The sequence below is a fragment of the Pseudomonas sp. LAIL14HWK12:I1 genome, from assembly GCF_003202095.1.
In the GTDB taxonomy this organism is placed as follows: domain Bacteria; phylum Pseudomonadota; class Gammaproteobacteria; order Pseudomonadales; family Pseudomonadaceae; genus Aquipseudomonas; species Aquipseudomonas monteilii.
On record NZ_QJKG01000004.1, the window covers coordinates 224,981 to 240,256 of the forward strand.

General features: G+C 62.1%; 13 protein-coding genes and 1 pseudogene. 6 read left to right on the top strand and 8 right to left on the bottom strand.

Annotated features, from left to right (window positions below; all coding sequences use genetic code 11):
• Positions 1-15 precede the first annotated feature (15 nt).
• The gene (locus tag D906_RS13010) at positions 16-1,539 is read right to left on the bottom strand and encodes a fumarate hydratase (RefSeq protein ID WP_012274004.1); all 1,524 of its coding nucleotides are present in this window, start codon (positions 1,537-1,539) and stop codon (positions 16-18) included.
• A 248-nt stretch (positions 1,540-1,787) separates the two neighbouring features.
• Between D906_RS13010 and D906_RS13015 the strand changes: the two genes are divergently transcribed.
• Positions 1,788-2,708, top strand: coding sequence for an iron-sulfur-binding ferredoxin reductase (locus D906_RS13015; RefSeq protein ID WP_027615392.1), 921 nt, complete (start codon positions 1,788-1,790; stop codon positions 2,706-2,708).
• A 119-nt stretch (positions 2,709-2,827) separates the two neighbouring features.
• On the opposite strand, the gene pyk is transcribed toward D906_RS13015, so the two are convergent.
• Positions 2,828-4,282 carry a pyruvate kinase gene (gene pyk / locus D906_RS13020; RefSeq protein WP_016713620.1) on the bottom strand — a complete coding sequence of 485 codons (1,455 nt, stop codon included), beginning with the start codon at positions 4,280-4,282 and terminating at the stop codon, positions 2,828-2,830.
• 179 nt (positions 4,283-4,461) lie between these two features.
• On the opposite strand from pyk, the gene D906_RS13025 reads away from it, so the two are divergent.
• The 3 genes from D906_RS13025 (at position 4,462) to sbcB (ending at position 6,807) form a co-directional block, all read left to right on the top strand.
• The gene (locus D906_RS13025; protein ID WP_019099615.1) at positions 4,462-4,848 is read left to right on the top strand and encodes a hypothetical protein; all 387 of its coding nucleotides are present in this window, start codon (positions 4,462-4,464) and stop codon (positions 4,846-4,848) included.
• 123 nt (positions 4,849-4,971) lie between these two features.
• Positions 4,972-5,331, top strand: coding sequence for a PilZ domain-containing protein (locus D906_RS13030; protein WP_025753934.1), 360 nt, complete (start codon positions 4,972-4,974; stop codon positions 5,329-5,331).
• 42 nt (positions 5,332-5,373) lie between these two features.
• Positions 5,374-6,807 (top strand): exodeoxyribonuclease I, encoded by a 1,434-nt coding sequence (sbcB, locus tag D906_RS13035; RefSeq protein ID WP_027615393.1) that lies wholly within the window; start codon positions 5,374-5,376, stop codon positions 6,805-6,807.
• Positions 6,808-6,880: 73 nt separating this feature from the next.
• Here sbcB and mvaT read toward each other — a convergent pair whose 3' ends face one another.
• Positions 6,881-7,258, bottom strand: a complete 378-nt coding sequence (gene mvaT, locus D906_RS13040; protein ID WP_019099612.1) for a histone-like nucleoid-structuring protein MvaT — start codon at positions 7,256-7,258, stop codon at positions 6,881-6,883.
• Positions 7,259-7,543: 285 nt separating this feature from the next.
• Here mvaT and purU point away from each other — a divergent pair, with 285 nt between their 5' ends.
• Positions 7,544-8,395: a formyltetrahydrofolate deformylase gene (gene purU / locus D906_RS13045; protein ID WP_016713625.1), complete on the top strand. Its 852-nt coding sequence runs from the start codon at positions 7,544-7,546 to the stop codon at positions 8,393-8,395.
• Positions 8,396-8,600: 205 nt separating this feature from the next.
• On the opposite strand, the gene D906_RS13055 is transcribed toward purU, so the two are convergent.
• From D906_RS13055 to D906_RS27035, 5 genes and pseudogenes are all read right to left on the bottom strand, one after another.
• Positions 8,601-9,593: a lysylphosphatidylglycerol synthase transmembrane domain-containing protein gene (locus D906_RS13055; RefSeq protein ID WP_019099611.1), complete on the bottom strand. Its 993-nt coding sequence runs from the start codon at positions 9,591-9,593 to the stop codon at positions 8,601-8,603.
• Positions 9,590-10,354 carry a DUF2334 domain-containing protein gene (locus tag D906_RS13060; RefSeq protein WP_019099610.1) on the bottom strand — a complete coding sequence of 255 codons (765 nt, stop codon included), beginning with the start codon at positions 10,352-10,354 and terminating at the stop codon, positions 9,590-9,592. The genes D906_RS13055 and D906_RS13060 overlap by 4 nt, the downstream gene beginning before the upstream one ends.
• On the bottom strand, positions 10,347-11,468 hold the full coding sequence (locus tag D906_RS13065) for a glycosyltransferase family 1 protein (protein WP_019099609.1): 1,122 nt from the start codon (positions 11,466-11,468) through the stop codon (positions 10,347-10,349). The genes D906_RS13060 and D906_RS13065 overlap by 8 nt, the downstream gene beginning before the upstream one ends.
• Positions 11,469-11,705: 237 nt before the next feature.
• Entirely contained in the window at positions 11,706-12,470 is a 765-nt protein-coding gene (locus D906_RS27030; protein ID WP_371105072.1) for a methyl-accepting chemotaxis protein, read from the bottom strand.
• A 93-nt stretch (positions 12,471-12,563) separates the two neighbouring features.
• A pseudogene (locus D906_RS27035) lies at positions 12,564-13,580 on the bottom strand (cache domain-containing protein); the annotation flags it as partial.
• A gap of 168 nt (positions 13,581-13,748) precedes the next feature.
• On the opposite strand from D906_RS27035, the gene D906_RS13080 reads away from it, so the two are divergent.
• Positions 13,749-15,224: a helicase HerA-like domain-containing protein gene (locus tag D906_RS13080; RefSeq protein ID WP_027615394.1), complete on the top strand. Its 1,476-nt coding sequence runs from the start codon at positions 13,749-13,751 to the stop codon at positions 15,222-15,224.
• Positions 15,225-15,276 lie beyond the last annotated feature (52 nt).

Genomic DNA, 15,276 nt, shown 5'->3' on the forward strand with positions numbered 1-15,276 from the left:
GCAGTTACATCAGGCTTACTTCACTTCGACTGCCAGGCTCTGGGCAATCTTGCTCTGCCACAGGGCAGGGCCAGTGATGTGTACCGACTCACCGTTGCTGTCTACGGCAACGGTCACCGGCATGTCCTTGACCTCGAACTCGTAGATCGCTTCCATGCCCAGCTCGGCGAAGGCCAGGACCTTCGACTTGCGGATGGCCTGGGCCACCAGGTAGGCAGCGCCACCCACGGCCATCAGGTAGACGGCTTTGTTGTCCTTGATCGCTTCGATGGCGGTCGGGCCACGCTCGGACTTGCCGATCATGCCCAGCAGGCCGGTTTGCTCAAGGATCTGGCGGGTGAACTTGTCCATGCGGGTAGCGGTGGTCGGGCCGGCTGGGCCTACCACTTCGTCACCGACCGGGTCGACCGGGCCTACGTAGTAGATGAAGCGGCCTTTCAGGTCTACTGGCAGCTCTTCGCCACGGTTGAGCATCTCGACCATGCGCTTGTGCGCAGCATCGCGGCCGGTCAGCATCTTGCCGTTGAGCAGGATGGTCTCGCCCGGCTTCCAGCTGGCGACTTCTTCCGGGGTGATGTCGTCGAGGTTGACGCGACGGGCGCTCGGGCCGGCTTCCCAGACGATTTCCGGGTAAGCGTCCAGCGACGGTGCTTCCAGCTCGGCCGGGCCGGAGCCATCGAGCACGAAATGGGCGTGGCGGGTAGCGGCGCAGTTGGGGATCATGCACACCGGCAGCGAGGCGGCGTGAGTCGGATAATCCATGATCTTGACGTCGAGCACGGTGGTCAGGCCACCCAGGCCCTGGGCGCCGATGCCCAGCTGGTTGACCTTCTCGAACAGCTCCAGACGGATTTCTTCCAGGCGGTTCTGCGGGCCACGGGCTTTCAGCTCATGGATGTCGATGGACTCCATCAACACTTCCTTGGCCATGACGGCGGCTTTCTCGGCGGTACCGCCGATGCCGATGCCGAGCATGCCAGGCGGGCACCAGCCAGCGCCCATGGTCGGGACGGTTTTCAGTACCCAGTCGACGATCGAGTCGGACGGGTTGAGCATGGCCATCTTCGACTTGTTCTCGGAACCACCGCCTTTGGCAGCCACGTCCACTTCCACTTTGTCGCCAGGGACGATCGAGTAGTGGATGACCGCTGGGGTGTTGTCCTTGGTGTTCTTGCGGGCACCGGCCGGGTCGGCCAGGATCGAAGCGCGCAGGACGTTTTCCGGCAGGTTGTAGGCGCGACGCACACCTTCGTTGATCATGTCGTCGACGCTCAGGGTAGCGCCGTCCCAGCGCACGTCCATGCCCACGCGCACGAACACGGTGACGATACCGGTGTCCTGGCAGATCGGGCGGTGGCCGGTGGCGCACATGCGCGAGTTGATCAGGATCTGGGCGATGGAATCGCGAGCAGCGGGCGACTCTTCACGCAGGTAGGCCTCGTGCATGGCCTGGATGAAATCGACGGGGTGGTAGTACGAAATGAATTGCAGGGCGTCGGCGACGCTCTGAATCAGGTCGTCTTGCTTGATCACGGTCATGCAGCGCGCTCCTCTTAAAGACGGGAACATTCATTAAGGCGCTCGACGGTGCCGACCAGCGTGTCGAAGCGCCTTGCAAGGCGCCGGCAGGTCAGGCCGACGGAAAAAGGCGCGGCAGTATAGCGCGCATCCGTGCCGGGCACACCTGCGGCCGGTCTGGACCATGGTCGGCAGTGGTTGGGCATCCTTTTTGCTGCCATTGCGCGCTTGGCTTACAGTGGACTGTGATTTGTGGAGAACGACCAACCATGCCCGAACTTTGCGTGGGCGAGCGCCGCTGGGCGGTGCCAACCGGCAGCAACCTGCTCGATGCCTTGAACGATGCCGGGCTCAACGTGCCTTACAGCTGCCGCGCCGGCAGTTGCCATGCCTGCCTGGTGCATTGCCTGGCCGGGCAACCGCTGGATGCCTTGCCCGAGGCCCTGGCGCTGGACAAGCATGCCCTGGGCTGGCGCCTGGCCTGCCAGTGCCGGGTGGTCGAAGACCTGCAAGTAGCGTTGTTCGACCCGCAGCGCGATGGCGTGCCGGCCCATGTCTGTGCGTTGGACTGGTTCGGTGATGTATTGCGCGTGCGGCTGCGGCCTGAGCGGGCGGTGCGTTACCAGGCGGGGCAGCATGTGGTGTTGTGGAATGGTTCGGTGGCGCGGCCGTATTCGCTGGCCAGTCTGCCGGGGGAAGAGGACTTTCTGGAGTTCCACATCGATTGCCAGCGCCCTGGCGCTTTCTGCGACAAGGCCCGTGGCTTGCGGCTGGGTGATGTGCTGCGCCTGGGTGAGTTCAGAGGCGGTGCGTTGCATTACGATCCGGACTGGCAGGATCGGCCTCTATGGCTGCTGGCTGCGGGCACCGGGCTTGCGCCGTTGTGGGGCATCCTGCGCGAGGCGGTGCGGCAGGGGCATCGCGGCGAGATTCGGGTGCTGCATGTGGCGGGGGACAGCGCCGGGCATTATCTGGCTGGGCCGTTGCAGGAATTGGCAGGTGTGACTGTCGGGTTGGTATTGGCGGAGCAGATGGAGGAGGCGCTGGCGGGGTTACGGCCGACGTCACGGCAGACGGTGGTACTGGTGTGTGGGGCACCGGGGAGTGTCGAGCGGTTTGCCCGGCGGCTGTTCATTGCCGGGGTGCCGCGGGGGCAGGTGTTTGCCGATGTATTTGTCGAGCATGCCTGAGGCATGTGTTGATTGTACCGGCCTCATCGCGACCTTCGGTCGCTCCTACAGAGAATTGCGATCCCCTGTAGGAGCGACCGAAGGTCGCGATGAGGCCGTCAAGCGGACCCCGAGGGCTATCAGCCGACCAGCGGGTCACCAACGTGCAGGATCTTCATGCCGTTGGTGCCACCGATGGTGTGGTAGCTGTCACCCTTGGTCAGAATCACCCAGTCACCTTGCTCCACCAAGCCACGCTTGAGCAGTTCGTCGACTGCGGCCTGGCTCACCTTGTCGGCCGGCAGCGAAGCCGGGTCGAAGGCGATCGGGTACACGCCACGGAACATGTTGGCGCGTGCCTGGGTGGCGCGGTGCGGCGACAGGGCGAAGATCGGCACGTGCGAACGCAGGCGCGACATGATCAGCGGGGTGTAGCCGCTTTCGGTCAGGGCGATGATCGCCTTCACGCCCGGGAAGTGGTTGGCGGTGTACATGGCCGCCAGGGCGATGCTTTCGTCGCAACGCTCGAAGGTGGTGTGCAGGCGGTGGCTGGACTTCTGGCTCGTCGGGTGCTTTTCAGCGCCCAGGCAGATGCGGGCCATGGCCTGAACGGCTTCGATCGGGTACGAACCTGCAGCACTTTCAGCCGACAGCATCACCGCGTCGGTATTGTCCAGCACGGCGTTGGCCACGTCGGACACTTCGGCACGGGTCGGCATCGGATTCTGGATCATCGACTCCATCATCTGGGTCGCCACGATCACCGCTTTGTTGTTGCGGCGGGCGTGCTGGATGATCTTCTTCTGGATGGCGATCAGCTCGGCATCGCCGATTTCCACGCCCAGGTCGCCACGGGCAACCATCACCGCGTCGGAGGCGGCGATCAGCTTGTCGAGGGTCTCGTCGTCGGCAACCGCTTCGGCGCGTTCGATCTTGGCCACCAGCCAGGCGCTGCCACCGGCTTCGTCACGCAGCTTGCGCGCGTATTCCATGTCGCTGGCGTCACGCGGGAAGGACACGGCCAGGTAGTCCAGGTCCATTTCCGCCGCCAGCTTGATGTCGGCCTTGTCTTTTTCGGTCAGGGCCGGTGCGGTCAGGCCGCCACCTTTGCGGTTGATGCCTTTGTGGTCCGACAGCGGGCCACCGATGATCACCACGCAGTGCAGGGCATCTGCAGTGGCGGTTTCGACGCGCATGACCACGCGGCCATCGTCCAGCAGCAGTTCGTCACCGACGCCGCAGTCTTTGACCAGGTCGGGGTAGTCGATACCGACGATGTCCTGGTTGCCTTCGGTCAGCGGGTGGGCGGTAGAGAAGGTGAACTTGTCACCGATCTTCAATTCGATGCGCTTGTTGGCGAACTTGGCGATGCGGATCTTCGGACCCTGCAGGTCGCCCAGCAATGCTACATGGCGGCCGTTCTTGGCGGCGATGTCACGGATCAGGCGCGCGCGGGCCTTGTGCTCGTCCGGAGTGCCGTGGGAGAAGTTCAGACGTGCCACGTCCAGGCCGGCGAGGATCAGCTGTTCGATCACTTCCGGCGAGTTGCTGGCGGGGCCAAGGGTGGCGACGATTTTGGTACGGCGGATGCTCATGCACAGACTCCTATAGTGAAGCGCAGCGAAAGGCTACTCCTGAATCTCGCTGTAGTCATTGTTCCGTTGCACTACCTGCGACCAAGGCAGGGTGGCATTTGAACGGGCAGGGTATGCTTGCAAAACGCTGTGAAGATTTGTTGGCGTTGGCCGATAAACAGGCATCAAAGGAGATCCCCATGCGAGCCCTGATCGTTTTAGCCCTGGCCGCCAGCGTCGTCGGCTGTACCCGCTGGTCCATGGACCACCACCTGAACAATGCCTACCGTGCCTACGACCGTGGCGATTGCGCCCGGGTCATGCTGGAGCTGTCGCAGGTCGACCGCACCAGCCGTGCGCGGCCATTTATCCACCCCGAGGTGTCGCTGCTACGCGGCCAATGCCTGGAGCGCCAGGCGCTTTATGTGGATGCCGCGCAGACCTATCAGTACCTGATCCAGCAGTACCCGGGCAACGAGTATGCCTATCGCGCCCAGGCCCGCCTGCAGACGCTGGAGAAACTGGGCCATTTGCGCGGCGGTGAAACGGCGGTGGCCAAGCCGGCGACGACCGTACCTTGGCGCTAACACCAAGGTGTTGTTTATTTCACGAGATTTGCAGCGCGTGCTGCGCTAATCTGTAACTCAGCTGTTACAACAACCGCCAGTTCCTTGTATTCCTGGCATCAGGTACGGAATACACTTGCGATCATGTTCAACAAGCGCCACATCGAACGCCATCAGCTGCCTTGTGTCCTCAAGGTGTTCAACCGGTTTACCAACCAGGAAATCGGCCAGCTAGGCAATGCCTCCGAAGATGGCTTGATGGTCATCAGCCAGCTCCCCGTGCTGGTCGGGCCGGATTACGAGCTGCAACTGCGCATGCCGTTGGTCGGCGGGGGGCATCAGTTCGTCAATCTCACCGCCAGTTGCCTGTGGTGCCGCGAAGACCTGACGCCTGGGCACTATGATTCGGGCTTCATGCTGCTGCAGGCCCCGCGCGAATACGACGAGTTCGTGCATTCGTTGCGTGATTACTTCAGTTTCCACCCCGCCAACGCTTCTGTCTGAGGCTACGCTAGAATCGGGTCGACCTCGATACAGGACGACCCCGTGACCTCCAGCATTTTCTGGCACGACTACGAAACCACCGGCATCAACCCGCGCTGCGACCGCCCACTGCAGGTGGCCGGTGTTCGCACTGACTTTGACCTCAACGAGATTGACGAGCCGATCAGCCTTTACTGCCGGCCCTCTGACGATATCCTGCCGCATCCGGCCGCTTGCCTGGTGACCGGCATCACGCCACAGCTGTTGGCCGAGCAGGGGCTGTGCGAAGCCGAGTTCATGACCCGGGTGCATGCCCAGCTGGCTCAACCGGGCACCTGTGGTGCCGGCTACAACACCCTGCGCTTTGACGACGAAGTGACCCGCTACAGCCTGTACCGCAACTTTTTCGACCCTTATGCCCGTGAGTGGCAGGGCGGCAACAGCCGCTGGGACCTGATCGATATCGTGCGTACTGCCTATGCCCTGCGCCCGGAGGGTATTGAATGGCCGCAGCAGGACGGCCGCACCAGCCTGCGCCTGGAGCTGCTGAGCAAGGCCAATGGCATCGATCACGGGCATGCCCACGAAGCGCTTTCCGACGTACGGGCAACCATTGCCCTGGCTCGCCTGATTCGGCAGAAGCAGCCAAAATTGTATGACTGGCTGTTCCAGTTACGCAGTAAGCATAAAGTGATGGAGCAAATCCGTTTGTTACAGCCGCTGGTGCATATATCCGGGCGCTTTTCGGCGGCGCGTAATTACCTGGGTGTCGTTTTGCCACTGGCCTGGCACCCGCGTAATCGCAATGCACTGATTGTGTGCGACCTGCATCAGGAAACCCTACCGTTACGACGGGAAAGTGCTGAAGTTTTGCGCCAGCGTTTGTACACCCGGCATGATGAATTGGCCGAGGGTGAATTACCGGTACCGCTCAAACTGGTACAGATCAATCGCTGCCCGGTACTGGCGCCGTTGTCGGTACTGCGCCCGGTCGATCAACAGCGATTGGGCCTGGACTTGACGTTTTTACAATTGCGCGGTGAAGAGTTGGCCAATCAACAGGCGCAATGGCAAGACAAGCTGGAGCACATCTATGGCAAGGATGAGTTTGTCCCGAGTGCGGACCCGGAACAGCAATTGTACGAGGGTTTTATTGGCGACCGTGACCGGCGCTTATGCGAGCAAGTTCGTGCGCTGGAACCGGCGCAGTTGAGCCATGGGCACTGGATGTTCGATGACCCGCGCTTGCCCGAACTGCTGTTCCGCTACCGGGCGCGTAATTTCCCCGACACCTTGAACAGCGAAGAGCGCCAGCGCTGGCATGGCTTCTGCCAGCAGCGCCTGAGCGACCCGCGATGGGGGGCACCGAATACGCTGGGTGACTTTGAGCAGGCACGCCAGCAAGCCTGGGAGGGCGCTGACGAAGCGGGCCGGCGTGTGCTGGAGGCTTGGCAAGTGCATGCCCGGCAATTGCAGGCACAATTTGCAGTTGGCTGATCACCAGACAAACAAAAACGCCGGCGATGTGCCGGCGTTTTTGTTGCGATAAGCAAAAGGCGTAGATGGACAATCAGTCCAGCAGGGTCGCCCAGCTTTCAACCACATCGCCACCCCAAGTGGCTTTCCACTCTTTCAGGGTTTTGTGGTTGCCGCCTTTGGTTTCGATCACTTCACCGTTGTGCGGGTTTTTGTATTGCTTGACCTTGCGTGCACGCTTGGTGGCAACAGCCTTGATCGCACCACGAGGTGCCTTGCTCAGTTTCGACTCTGGGTCGAGCAGGGCAATCACGTCGCGCAGCGACTTGGAGTACTCGCCCATCAGTGCGCGCAGTTTGCCTTCGAACTCCAGTTCTTTCTTCAGCTTGTCATCCTGCGACAGGTTGGCCAGGCGGGCCTGAAGTTCCTTGATGGCTTCTTCGGTGGCGCGGTACTCGTTGATCAGGGACATGGAGTGTTCCTTAATGCGTGTTCAGAAATGTGTGGGGCAATAATAGACAGCCGATAGTCGCAAGTAAACATGCTATTGGGCAATTAACTGTTAATTAAGCTGTGACAACATTTCTCCACGTGAACAAAAATTTACATAAAGGCCCGCTATTTCGTCATGTCTGTCAGACAAGGCGTGCCGCTGCGTTTGCAGACCTGCATAGACCCACGCGGCTGCGATCAATACTGCGTTTTTTCTGTCGGGCCGCTAGAATAGGCGCCTTTGCGAAGTTCTGGAGTCTCATTCATGCGCACCTATCGTCTGGTGATCGCCTGCCCCGACCGCGTAGGCATCGTGGCGAAAGTCAGTAATTTCCTGGCCTTGTACAATGGCTGGATCAACGAGGCCAGCCACCACTCTGATGAGCACAGCGGCTGGTTCTTCATGCGCCATGAAATCCGCGCCGAATCGCTGCCGTTCGGTATCGAAGCCTTCCGCGAGGCGTTTGCGCCAATTGCCGAAGAGTTCTCCATGACCTGGCGCATTACCGACTCGGCGCAGAAAAAGCGCGTGGTGCTGATGGCCAGCCGCGAGTCGCACTGCCTGGCCGACCTGCTGCATCGCTGGCATACAGACGAACTGGACTGCGAGATCCCCTGCGTGATCTCCAACCACAACGACCTGCGCAGCATGGTCGAGTGGCACGGTATTCCGTTCTTCCATGTACCGGTCGACCCCAAGGACAAGGCCCCGGCCTTTGCCGAAGTGTCGCGCCTGGTCAATGAGCATGCTGCTGATGTGGTGGTGCTGGCCCGCTATATGCAAATCCTGCCGCCGCAACTGTGCCAGGACTATGCCGAGAAGGTGATCAACATTCACCACAGCTTCCTGCCGTCTTTCGTCGGTGCCAAGCCTTACCATCAGGCCGCTCTGCGTGGCGTGAAGCTGATCGGTGCGACCTGCCACTACGTTACCGAAGAGCTGGACGCCGGCCCGATCATCGAGCAGGACGTGGTACGCGTCAGCCATGCCGACAGCATCGAAGACATGGTCCGCTTTGGCCGCGATGTAGAAAAGATGGTGCTGGCCCGTGGCCTGCGTTATCACCTGGAAGACCGGGTGCTGGTGCATGGCAACAAGACTGTGGTGTTTGACTGACACTGGCCGGTTGGCGCTGAGACTCTGGGGCGCAAAGCGCCCCCGGGAATCCTGAAAGGAATACCCATGGCCAAGCAACGTAACACCCCCACTGCTTCACCCCCGCCCACCCTCGGCGAAGGCTGCCTGGCCCGCTACGACCCCGAAGCCCTGGATGACACTGACGGCACCGATTTCCCTGGCGCCGCCGAACTCTGGCAGCAGCTCAACCCGCCTGACGTCGCCAGCGCTCCAGCAACGGACGCGCAAGCAGGCACACGAACACCGGCCCACCCGCCAGCAGATAAAAGTAGTAAGTAACCGCCCGCCATATCAGGATCGCCGCCGCTGCGGTCGAACTGCCCACCAAGGGCGTCAGCAGGCTGGCTGAAGTCAACTCGGCGGCACCCGCCCCTCCAGGCAACAGGCTGAACTGGCCAGCACTGAGCGATAGCATCTGCACCAGAAAGCTGGGGATCCACGCCAGGTCCACACCCAGCCCTCTCAATACCAGGTACAGCACGCTGTAGCGCAGCCCCCAGTGGACGCAGGTCAGGGTGAATACCAGGCTCAGGGTGCGTTTGGGCAGACGCCAGGTCTGCGCCAGTGCATCGATGAAGTGAAGCAGTTTGCGTGCCCAGCGGCGCTGGCGCGGCGGGCTTACGCCCAAGTGCTGCAGCAGCCTGCCGTTCATGCGCATTACCGTGCGTCGGTAGCGCAACAGCCCGATCACCCCGACCAGTGCTGCGCATAGCAGCAGTGCGCTGCCCAGCAGCATGCTTTCCTGGCTGCGGCCCAGGCTGTGGAACAAGGCGTAGCCGGCTATCGCGAGCATTGCGCAGAAGAAGAACGCCAGATCGTTCAGCTGGTCCATGGCGAACACGGCGCCGCTGCGTGCCGGGCCGATGCGGTGACGCGCCAGCAGCGCCATCAGGGTCAATGGCCCGCCACTGCCACCGGGGGTCGTGCAGATGGCAAACTCCGTGGCCATGACCACGCCGAGGCTGCGTGCATGGCTTAACTGTTTTGCCTGCTCACCCAGCAACAAGCGCAAGCGCAGCGTGTTGATGACCCAGCACGACAGAATCATGCCAAGCAATATGACCAGCAGTTGCGGGTCGAACCGGCTTAGTCTGGGAAGCAGTTGGCTACCTCCCAACAGCGCTGGCACCAGTGCTGCGCCCAACAATGCCAGCATCAGCAAGGCCCAGCGGTTCATGCTGCCACCTGGCGCTCCAGCCAGGCCGATTTGGTCAGCGGTTCGCGGCCATCCTTCAGCAGTTGTTCCAGTGTTCGCAGCCAATAGTCGCGGGACGAGCGATGGCGCATGTCTACCGGGTGCAGCCCCAGGCGTAATGTGGTCGCGCCTTTCCAGCGACGGCATTGCCAGTCGCACAGCACGCGGGACAACGTGCGACGCCATGCACTGCGGGCGCTCCAGACAAGGCCCGGCGCATCGATAGGGATGAAGTCAGGCAAACGGTACAGGTGCTGTGGTGTGCTGGTGTACTTCAGCGGCAGGCGACGCAACGCTTGCCGAGTGCCCTGGCTCATGAGCCAGGCCGGTGCGACAAACCCTGCCACAGGCCAACCTTGGCCCTCGAACAATGCCAGGCCCTCCTGCAGGCGGGTAAGTGCTTCGGCTTCATCAAGGCTGTAGAACTCGCCTTCATGGGTATAGATACGCCGCATGAAGTAGTCGATGGGGCTGCGCGGTGGTGGCCCTTCGTCCGCATGGGCGTAGCCGTGCAGCGCCAGTTCGTCCCCGTTGGCCAGGCGTTTGTCCAGCAGACGGCAGAACGAGGGCGCCAGGTGCAGCGGATTGCGCCGATGGAAGTCCGGGACCACCAGCCATGTCATGGGGACGTGGCCCAGCGCGTCGACGGCCTCTACGAAGGGCTGGTAGTCCGGCCAGGTTTCCGGGGCTACATCATGCAGTACCAGCATGAGGCTGCGGTGGCTGGAGGAGGGCTCAGGCATGGGCACGCACCTGTGGCTGATAGCCGAGCACGGCCTGGTAGTGCTGGAGCAGGCCCGCGACCACGTTATCCCACGAGTAATGCTGTTCTACATGCCGACGGGCCTGCGCACCCAGCGTGCCTACGCCAGCCTCGAACGCTTCGCGCACAGCGGTTGCCATGGCGCGGCCATCGTTGGCGCGGCACAGGATGCCGCACTGATCATTGATGATTTCACCAAAGGCACCCGCGCGCACGGCCACCACCGGCGTTGCGCTGGCCATGGCTTCGAGAATGACCAGGCCGAACGTTTCCTGGTCGCCAGCGTGCACCAGCAGGTCGGCGCTGGCCATCAGCCGGGCCACCTCTGCAGCCGGGCAGAAGTGGTCGATGACGCTGACGTTGTGTGGCACGTTGGCGGGCATGTTCGAACCTACCAACACCAGGTGGTAGGGGGCGCCGAGTTGCTGTATGCAGTCGAGCAGCACCGGCAGGTTCTTTTCCCGCGAGCCGCGGCCGGCGTAAATCAACAGGCGGCTGGTGTCGGCAATGCCCAACTGCGCGCGCAAGTGTGGGTCGCGCTGGTCGGGGTTGAACGTGGCCAGGTCCACGCCCAGGCGTTGCACATGCACGTTGCGTATGCCCAGGCGGCGCAGTTTGTCCGCCATGACCTGGCTGGGCGCCAGCACCCGGTCAAAATTGCCGTACAGCTTGCTCACGTAGGCCTCGACATTGGGCGTGAACCAGTTGCCCATGCGGTTGCTGACCAGCAACGGCAGGTCGGAATGGTAGAAGCCGATCACTGGCACATCCAGTTGGCGCCTTGCCTCCAGTGCCGCCCAGGCGGTCAGGTAGGGGTCGCCGACTTCGATCAGGTCGGGTTTGAGCGTGCGCAGCGTCTTGCACCAAGGTGCCAGGCGTACCGGAAAGCGGTAGCCCTTGCCAAACGGCAGGGGTGGGGCGGGTACCTGAAAGATGCCATCGGCATGCCGGGCGCTGGCGCCGGGAATCAACAGGCTATGGCGTACGCCTTGGATGGCGTCGAGGCGGCGGTGTTTGGCATCAAGATAAGTACGTACGCCACCGCTGGCCGGGGCGTAGAACATGGTGATGTCGGCGATGTGCACGATCAGCATCCCTCCGGGATCGTCTTCGGGTCTGTCATCCGGCGGTAACGGGCCGGCGATGACGCGCCTAAAGGTTGACCTCTCAGAAGGATAGTTTGTTCGATCGGGGTTGGGCGTGCAGGCCTCGAACGCGGTGTTGGCTTCTTCGCGGGCAAGCCCGCTCCCACAGGTCCACCACAATATTCGAGAGTTGTGGCGATTCTGGGGGAGCGGGCTTGCTCGCGAAGCAGGCGACGCGGTACGTGCTTAGATGCGGAAGCTGCCTACCAGGTGCTTAAGGCGGCCGGCTTGCTGCTCCAGGTCAGAACAGGCGCGCAGGGTGGCCTGCAGGTTCTCCACGCCTTCCTGGTTGAGCATGTTGATCTCGTTGATGTCCATGTTGATGGCCTCGACCACGGCGGTCTGCTCTTCGGTCGCAGTAGCTACGGACTGGTTCATGCCGTCGATCTCGCCAATGCGCACGGTCACGCTGTCCAGCCGCTCACCGGCCTGGTTGGCGATCTGCACGCTGTCCTGGCTGTGGCGCTGGCTCTGGTCCATGGTCTCGACCGACTCACGGGCACCGACCTGGAGCTCTTCGATCATGGTCTGCACTTGTTGCGCCGATTCCTGGGTGCGGTGCGCCAGGTTGCGCACTTCATCGGCGACCACGGCAAAGCCACGCCCGGCTTCACCGGCGCGGGCTGCCTCGATAGCGGCGTTCAGCGCCAGCAGGTTGGTCTGCTGGGAAATGCTGGTGATCACTTCGAGTATCTGGCCGATATTGACGGTCTTGCTGTTCAGCGTTTCGATATGCTCGCTGGACGTGACGATCAGGTCGGACAGGCGGTTCATCGCGGCTATGTTGCGCTCGACCACCTGCTGGCCTTCCTCGGCTAGCAGGCGCGCGGAGCTTGCATGCTGTGAAGCCTGGGCAGCGTTGCCGGCAATTTCCTGGGCGGCGGCACCCAGTTCGTTAATGGCGGCTGCCACGCTGTTGGTACGGTTGGACTGCTCGTCAGAGTTGGTCATTGACGAATTCGACGCACTGATCACGCGCAGGGCCACTTCGTTGACCTGCTCGGTGGCTGAGGATACTTCGCGGATGCTGCTGTGAATGCGCTCTACGAACCGGTTGAAGGCGTTACCGAGGATGCCGAACTCGTCGTGGTTGTGAATGCGCAAGCGCTTGGTCAGGTCGCCTTCACCTTCGGCAATGTCTTCCATGGCGCGCGTCATGGTGTGCAGCGGCTGCATCAATACGCGGATCAGCAGGCCCAGCAGGCCGATGATGATCACCACCGCTACCACCGTGGCGATCACCGCCGAGGTGCGGAAGGTGCTGAGCATCGAGAAAGCCTTGTCCTTGTCCACCGACAGGCCGATGTACCAGTTGGCCGACGGCAGGCCGGTGATCGGGGTGAAGGTCAGCAGGCGGGCCTGGCCATCGCTCTGCACTTCGGTCAGTTCACCGGTCAGTTTCGGCGTGTGCTGCGGGAACAGGTCCGACAGCGACTTCATCACCAGGTCTTTGTCCGGGTGCACCAGGATCTTGCCCTGATCGTTGACCAGGAAGGCGTAGCCCATGCCGCCAAAGTTCAGCGAGTTGATGATCTGCACCAGGCCGTCCAGGGCCAGGTCGCCACCCACCACGCCGACACTGCTGGACACCTTGCTGAGGATGCCAATGACCATCTTGTTGGTGGTCATGTCGATGTACGGCTCGGTCAGGGTCGCGCCCGCCGCATTCATGCCGTCCTTGTACCAGGGGCGGGTGCGCGGGTCGTAGCCATCGGGCATCTTTGCGTCCGGGCGTACGCTGAAGCCGCCGTCGGTTTTGCCCAGGTAAACGGTAAGGAAGCTGGAAATCAGGGCATTCTGGCCCATCAGTGTTTCGGCGTTGGTCGGGTCCTGGGCAATGTTCTGCGCCAGGTTCTCTACCAGTTTGATACGGCCTTCGAACAGGTTGCGAATGTTGGTCGACGTGGAGGCGCCCATTTCAGCCAGATAGTTTTCCAGGTCCTCGCGGATCGCATTACGCTGGAGGTAATCGTTGTAGAGGGTGAAAAGGCTGAAGGCGAGCATCACGATCAGTGATGCGGCCAAAAGAATCTTGTGGCTGAAACGAAGGCTTTTGTTCATGGCGTAATCGGTTCCGCTAAGGTGTTATATCAGGCGTTCGCTCCGGGGGAGCGCAAGGCAGTGCAACATCCCGAAATATCCCTTTTCGGTTGTTCCTCTCTATTAAGGCGAATATCACCCAAAGGTATCGGCCGAATTAAGGTAAAGCTTGAGCAGAGGATTAATGAGATGTCGGAATCTTCGACCATCGTTGTAGGTGCTGGCCCGGATGGCCAGCCAGTAGGGCAAGCGATGCGGCTGGCTAACCGTCACGGTCTGGTGGCAGGTGCAACGGGGACGGGCAAGACCGTCACCTTGCAGCACCTGGCGGAAGTGTTCAGCGACGCAGGGGTGGCGGTGTTCGCGGCCGACGTCAAAGGTGACCTCTGTGGCTTGGGGGCCGCCGGTGCACCACAGGGCAAGGTGGCCGAGCGCATCGCCGGCATGCCCTGGCTGGGGCATACGCCTCGGGCCTATCCCGTGAGCTTGTGGGATATAGCGGGGCAGTCCGGGCACCCCTTGCGCACCACCCTCAGTGAGATGGGGCCGCTGCTGCTGGGCAACCTGCTGGAGCTGACCGATAGCCAGCAAGCCGCGCTGTACGCTGCCTTCAAGGTTGCCGACCGGGAGGGCCTGTTGCTGCTGGACCTGAAAGACCTCAAGGCGCTGCTCGCGCACCTGAAGGACAACCCGCAACTGCTGGGTGAAGACAGCGCGCTGATGACCACTGCCTCTACCCAGGCGTTGTTGCGGCGGCTGGCGACTCTGGAGCAGCAGGGCGCCGAGGCACTGTTCGGTGAGCCGGCATTACAGCTTGAAGACCTGCTACGGCCGGGCCCGGATGGCTGTGGGCGTATCCACCTGCTCGATGCCAGCCGGTTGGTGCACGAAGCGCCCAAGGTTTACGCCACCTTCCTGCTGTGGCTGTTGGCGGAGTTGTTCGAGCAGTTGCCCGAACGCGGGGATGCCGACAAACCGGTGCTGGCATTGTTCTTCGATGAAGCGCACTTGCTGTTCAATGGCACGCCCAAGGCGTTGCAGGACCGGCTGGAGCAGGTGGTGCGGCTCATTCGATCCAAGGGTGTGGGGGTGTACTTCGTTACCCAGTCGCCCGGCGACCTGCCGGATGCGGTGTTGGCCCAGCTGGGCTTGCGTATTCAGCACGGCTTGCGGGCCTTTACCGCCAAGGAGCAGAAGTCGTTGCGAGCGGTGGCCGATGGCTTTCGCCCCAACCCGGCGTTCGACACCCTGGCAGTGTTGACCGAGCTGGGGATTGGCGAGGCGCTGGTGGGTACGCTGGAAGAGAAGGGCACGCCGGCCATGGTGCAGCGGGTGCTGGTTGCGCCGCCGCAGTCGCGTATCGGGCCATTGTCTGCGGCTGAACGCAGTGCGCTGATTGCCGCTTCGCCGCTGGCGGGGCGTTATGACAAACCGGTGGACCGCGAATCGGCGTATGAAATGCTGACCCAGCGCAAGGGCGAGGCCGTGGAACCGGCGCCGCAGCCGAAGGCGGATGAAGAGAGCTTTGCCGACAAGGCGGGGGACTTCTTGCAGAGTGCGGCGGGGCAGGCGATCAAATCGGCGGTGCGCCAGGCGGCCAATCAGCTGGGGCGGCAACTGGTGCGGGGGTTGATGGGGTCGTTGCTGGGGGGCAAGAAGAGGTGATCTGCCTGTGCCGGCCTCTTCGCGCCGAACCACCGTCAACAGGCCGGCACAG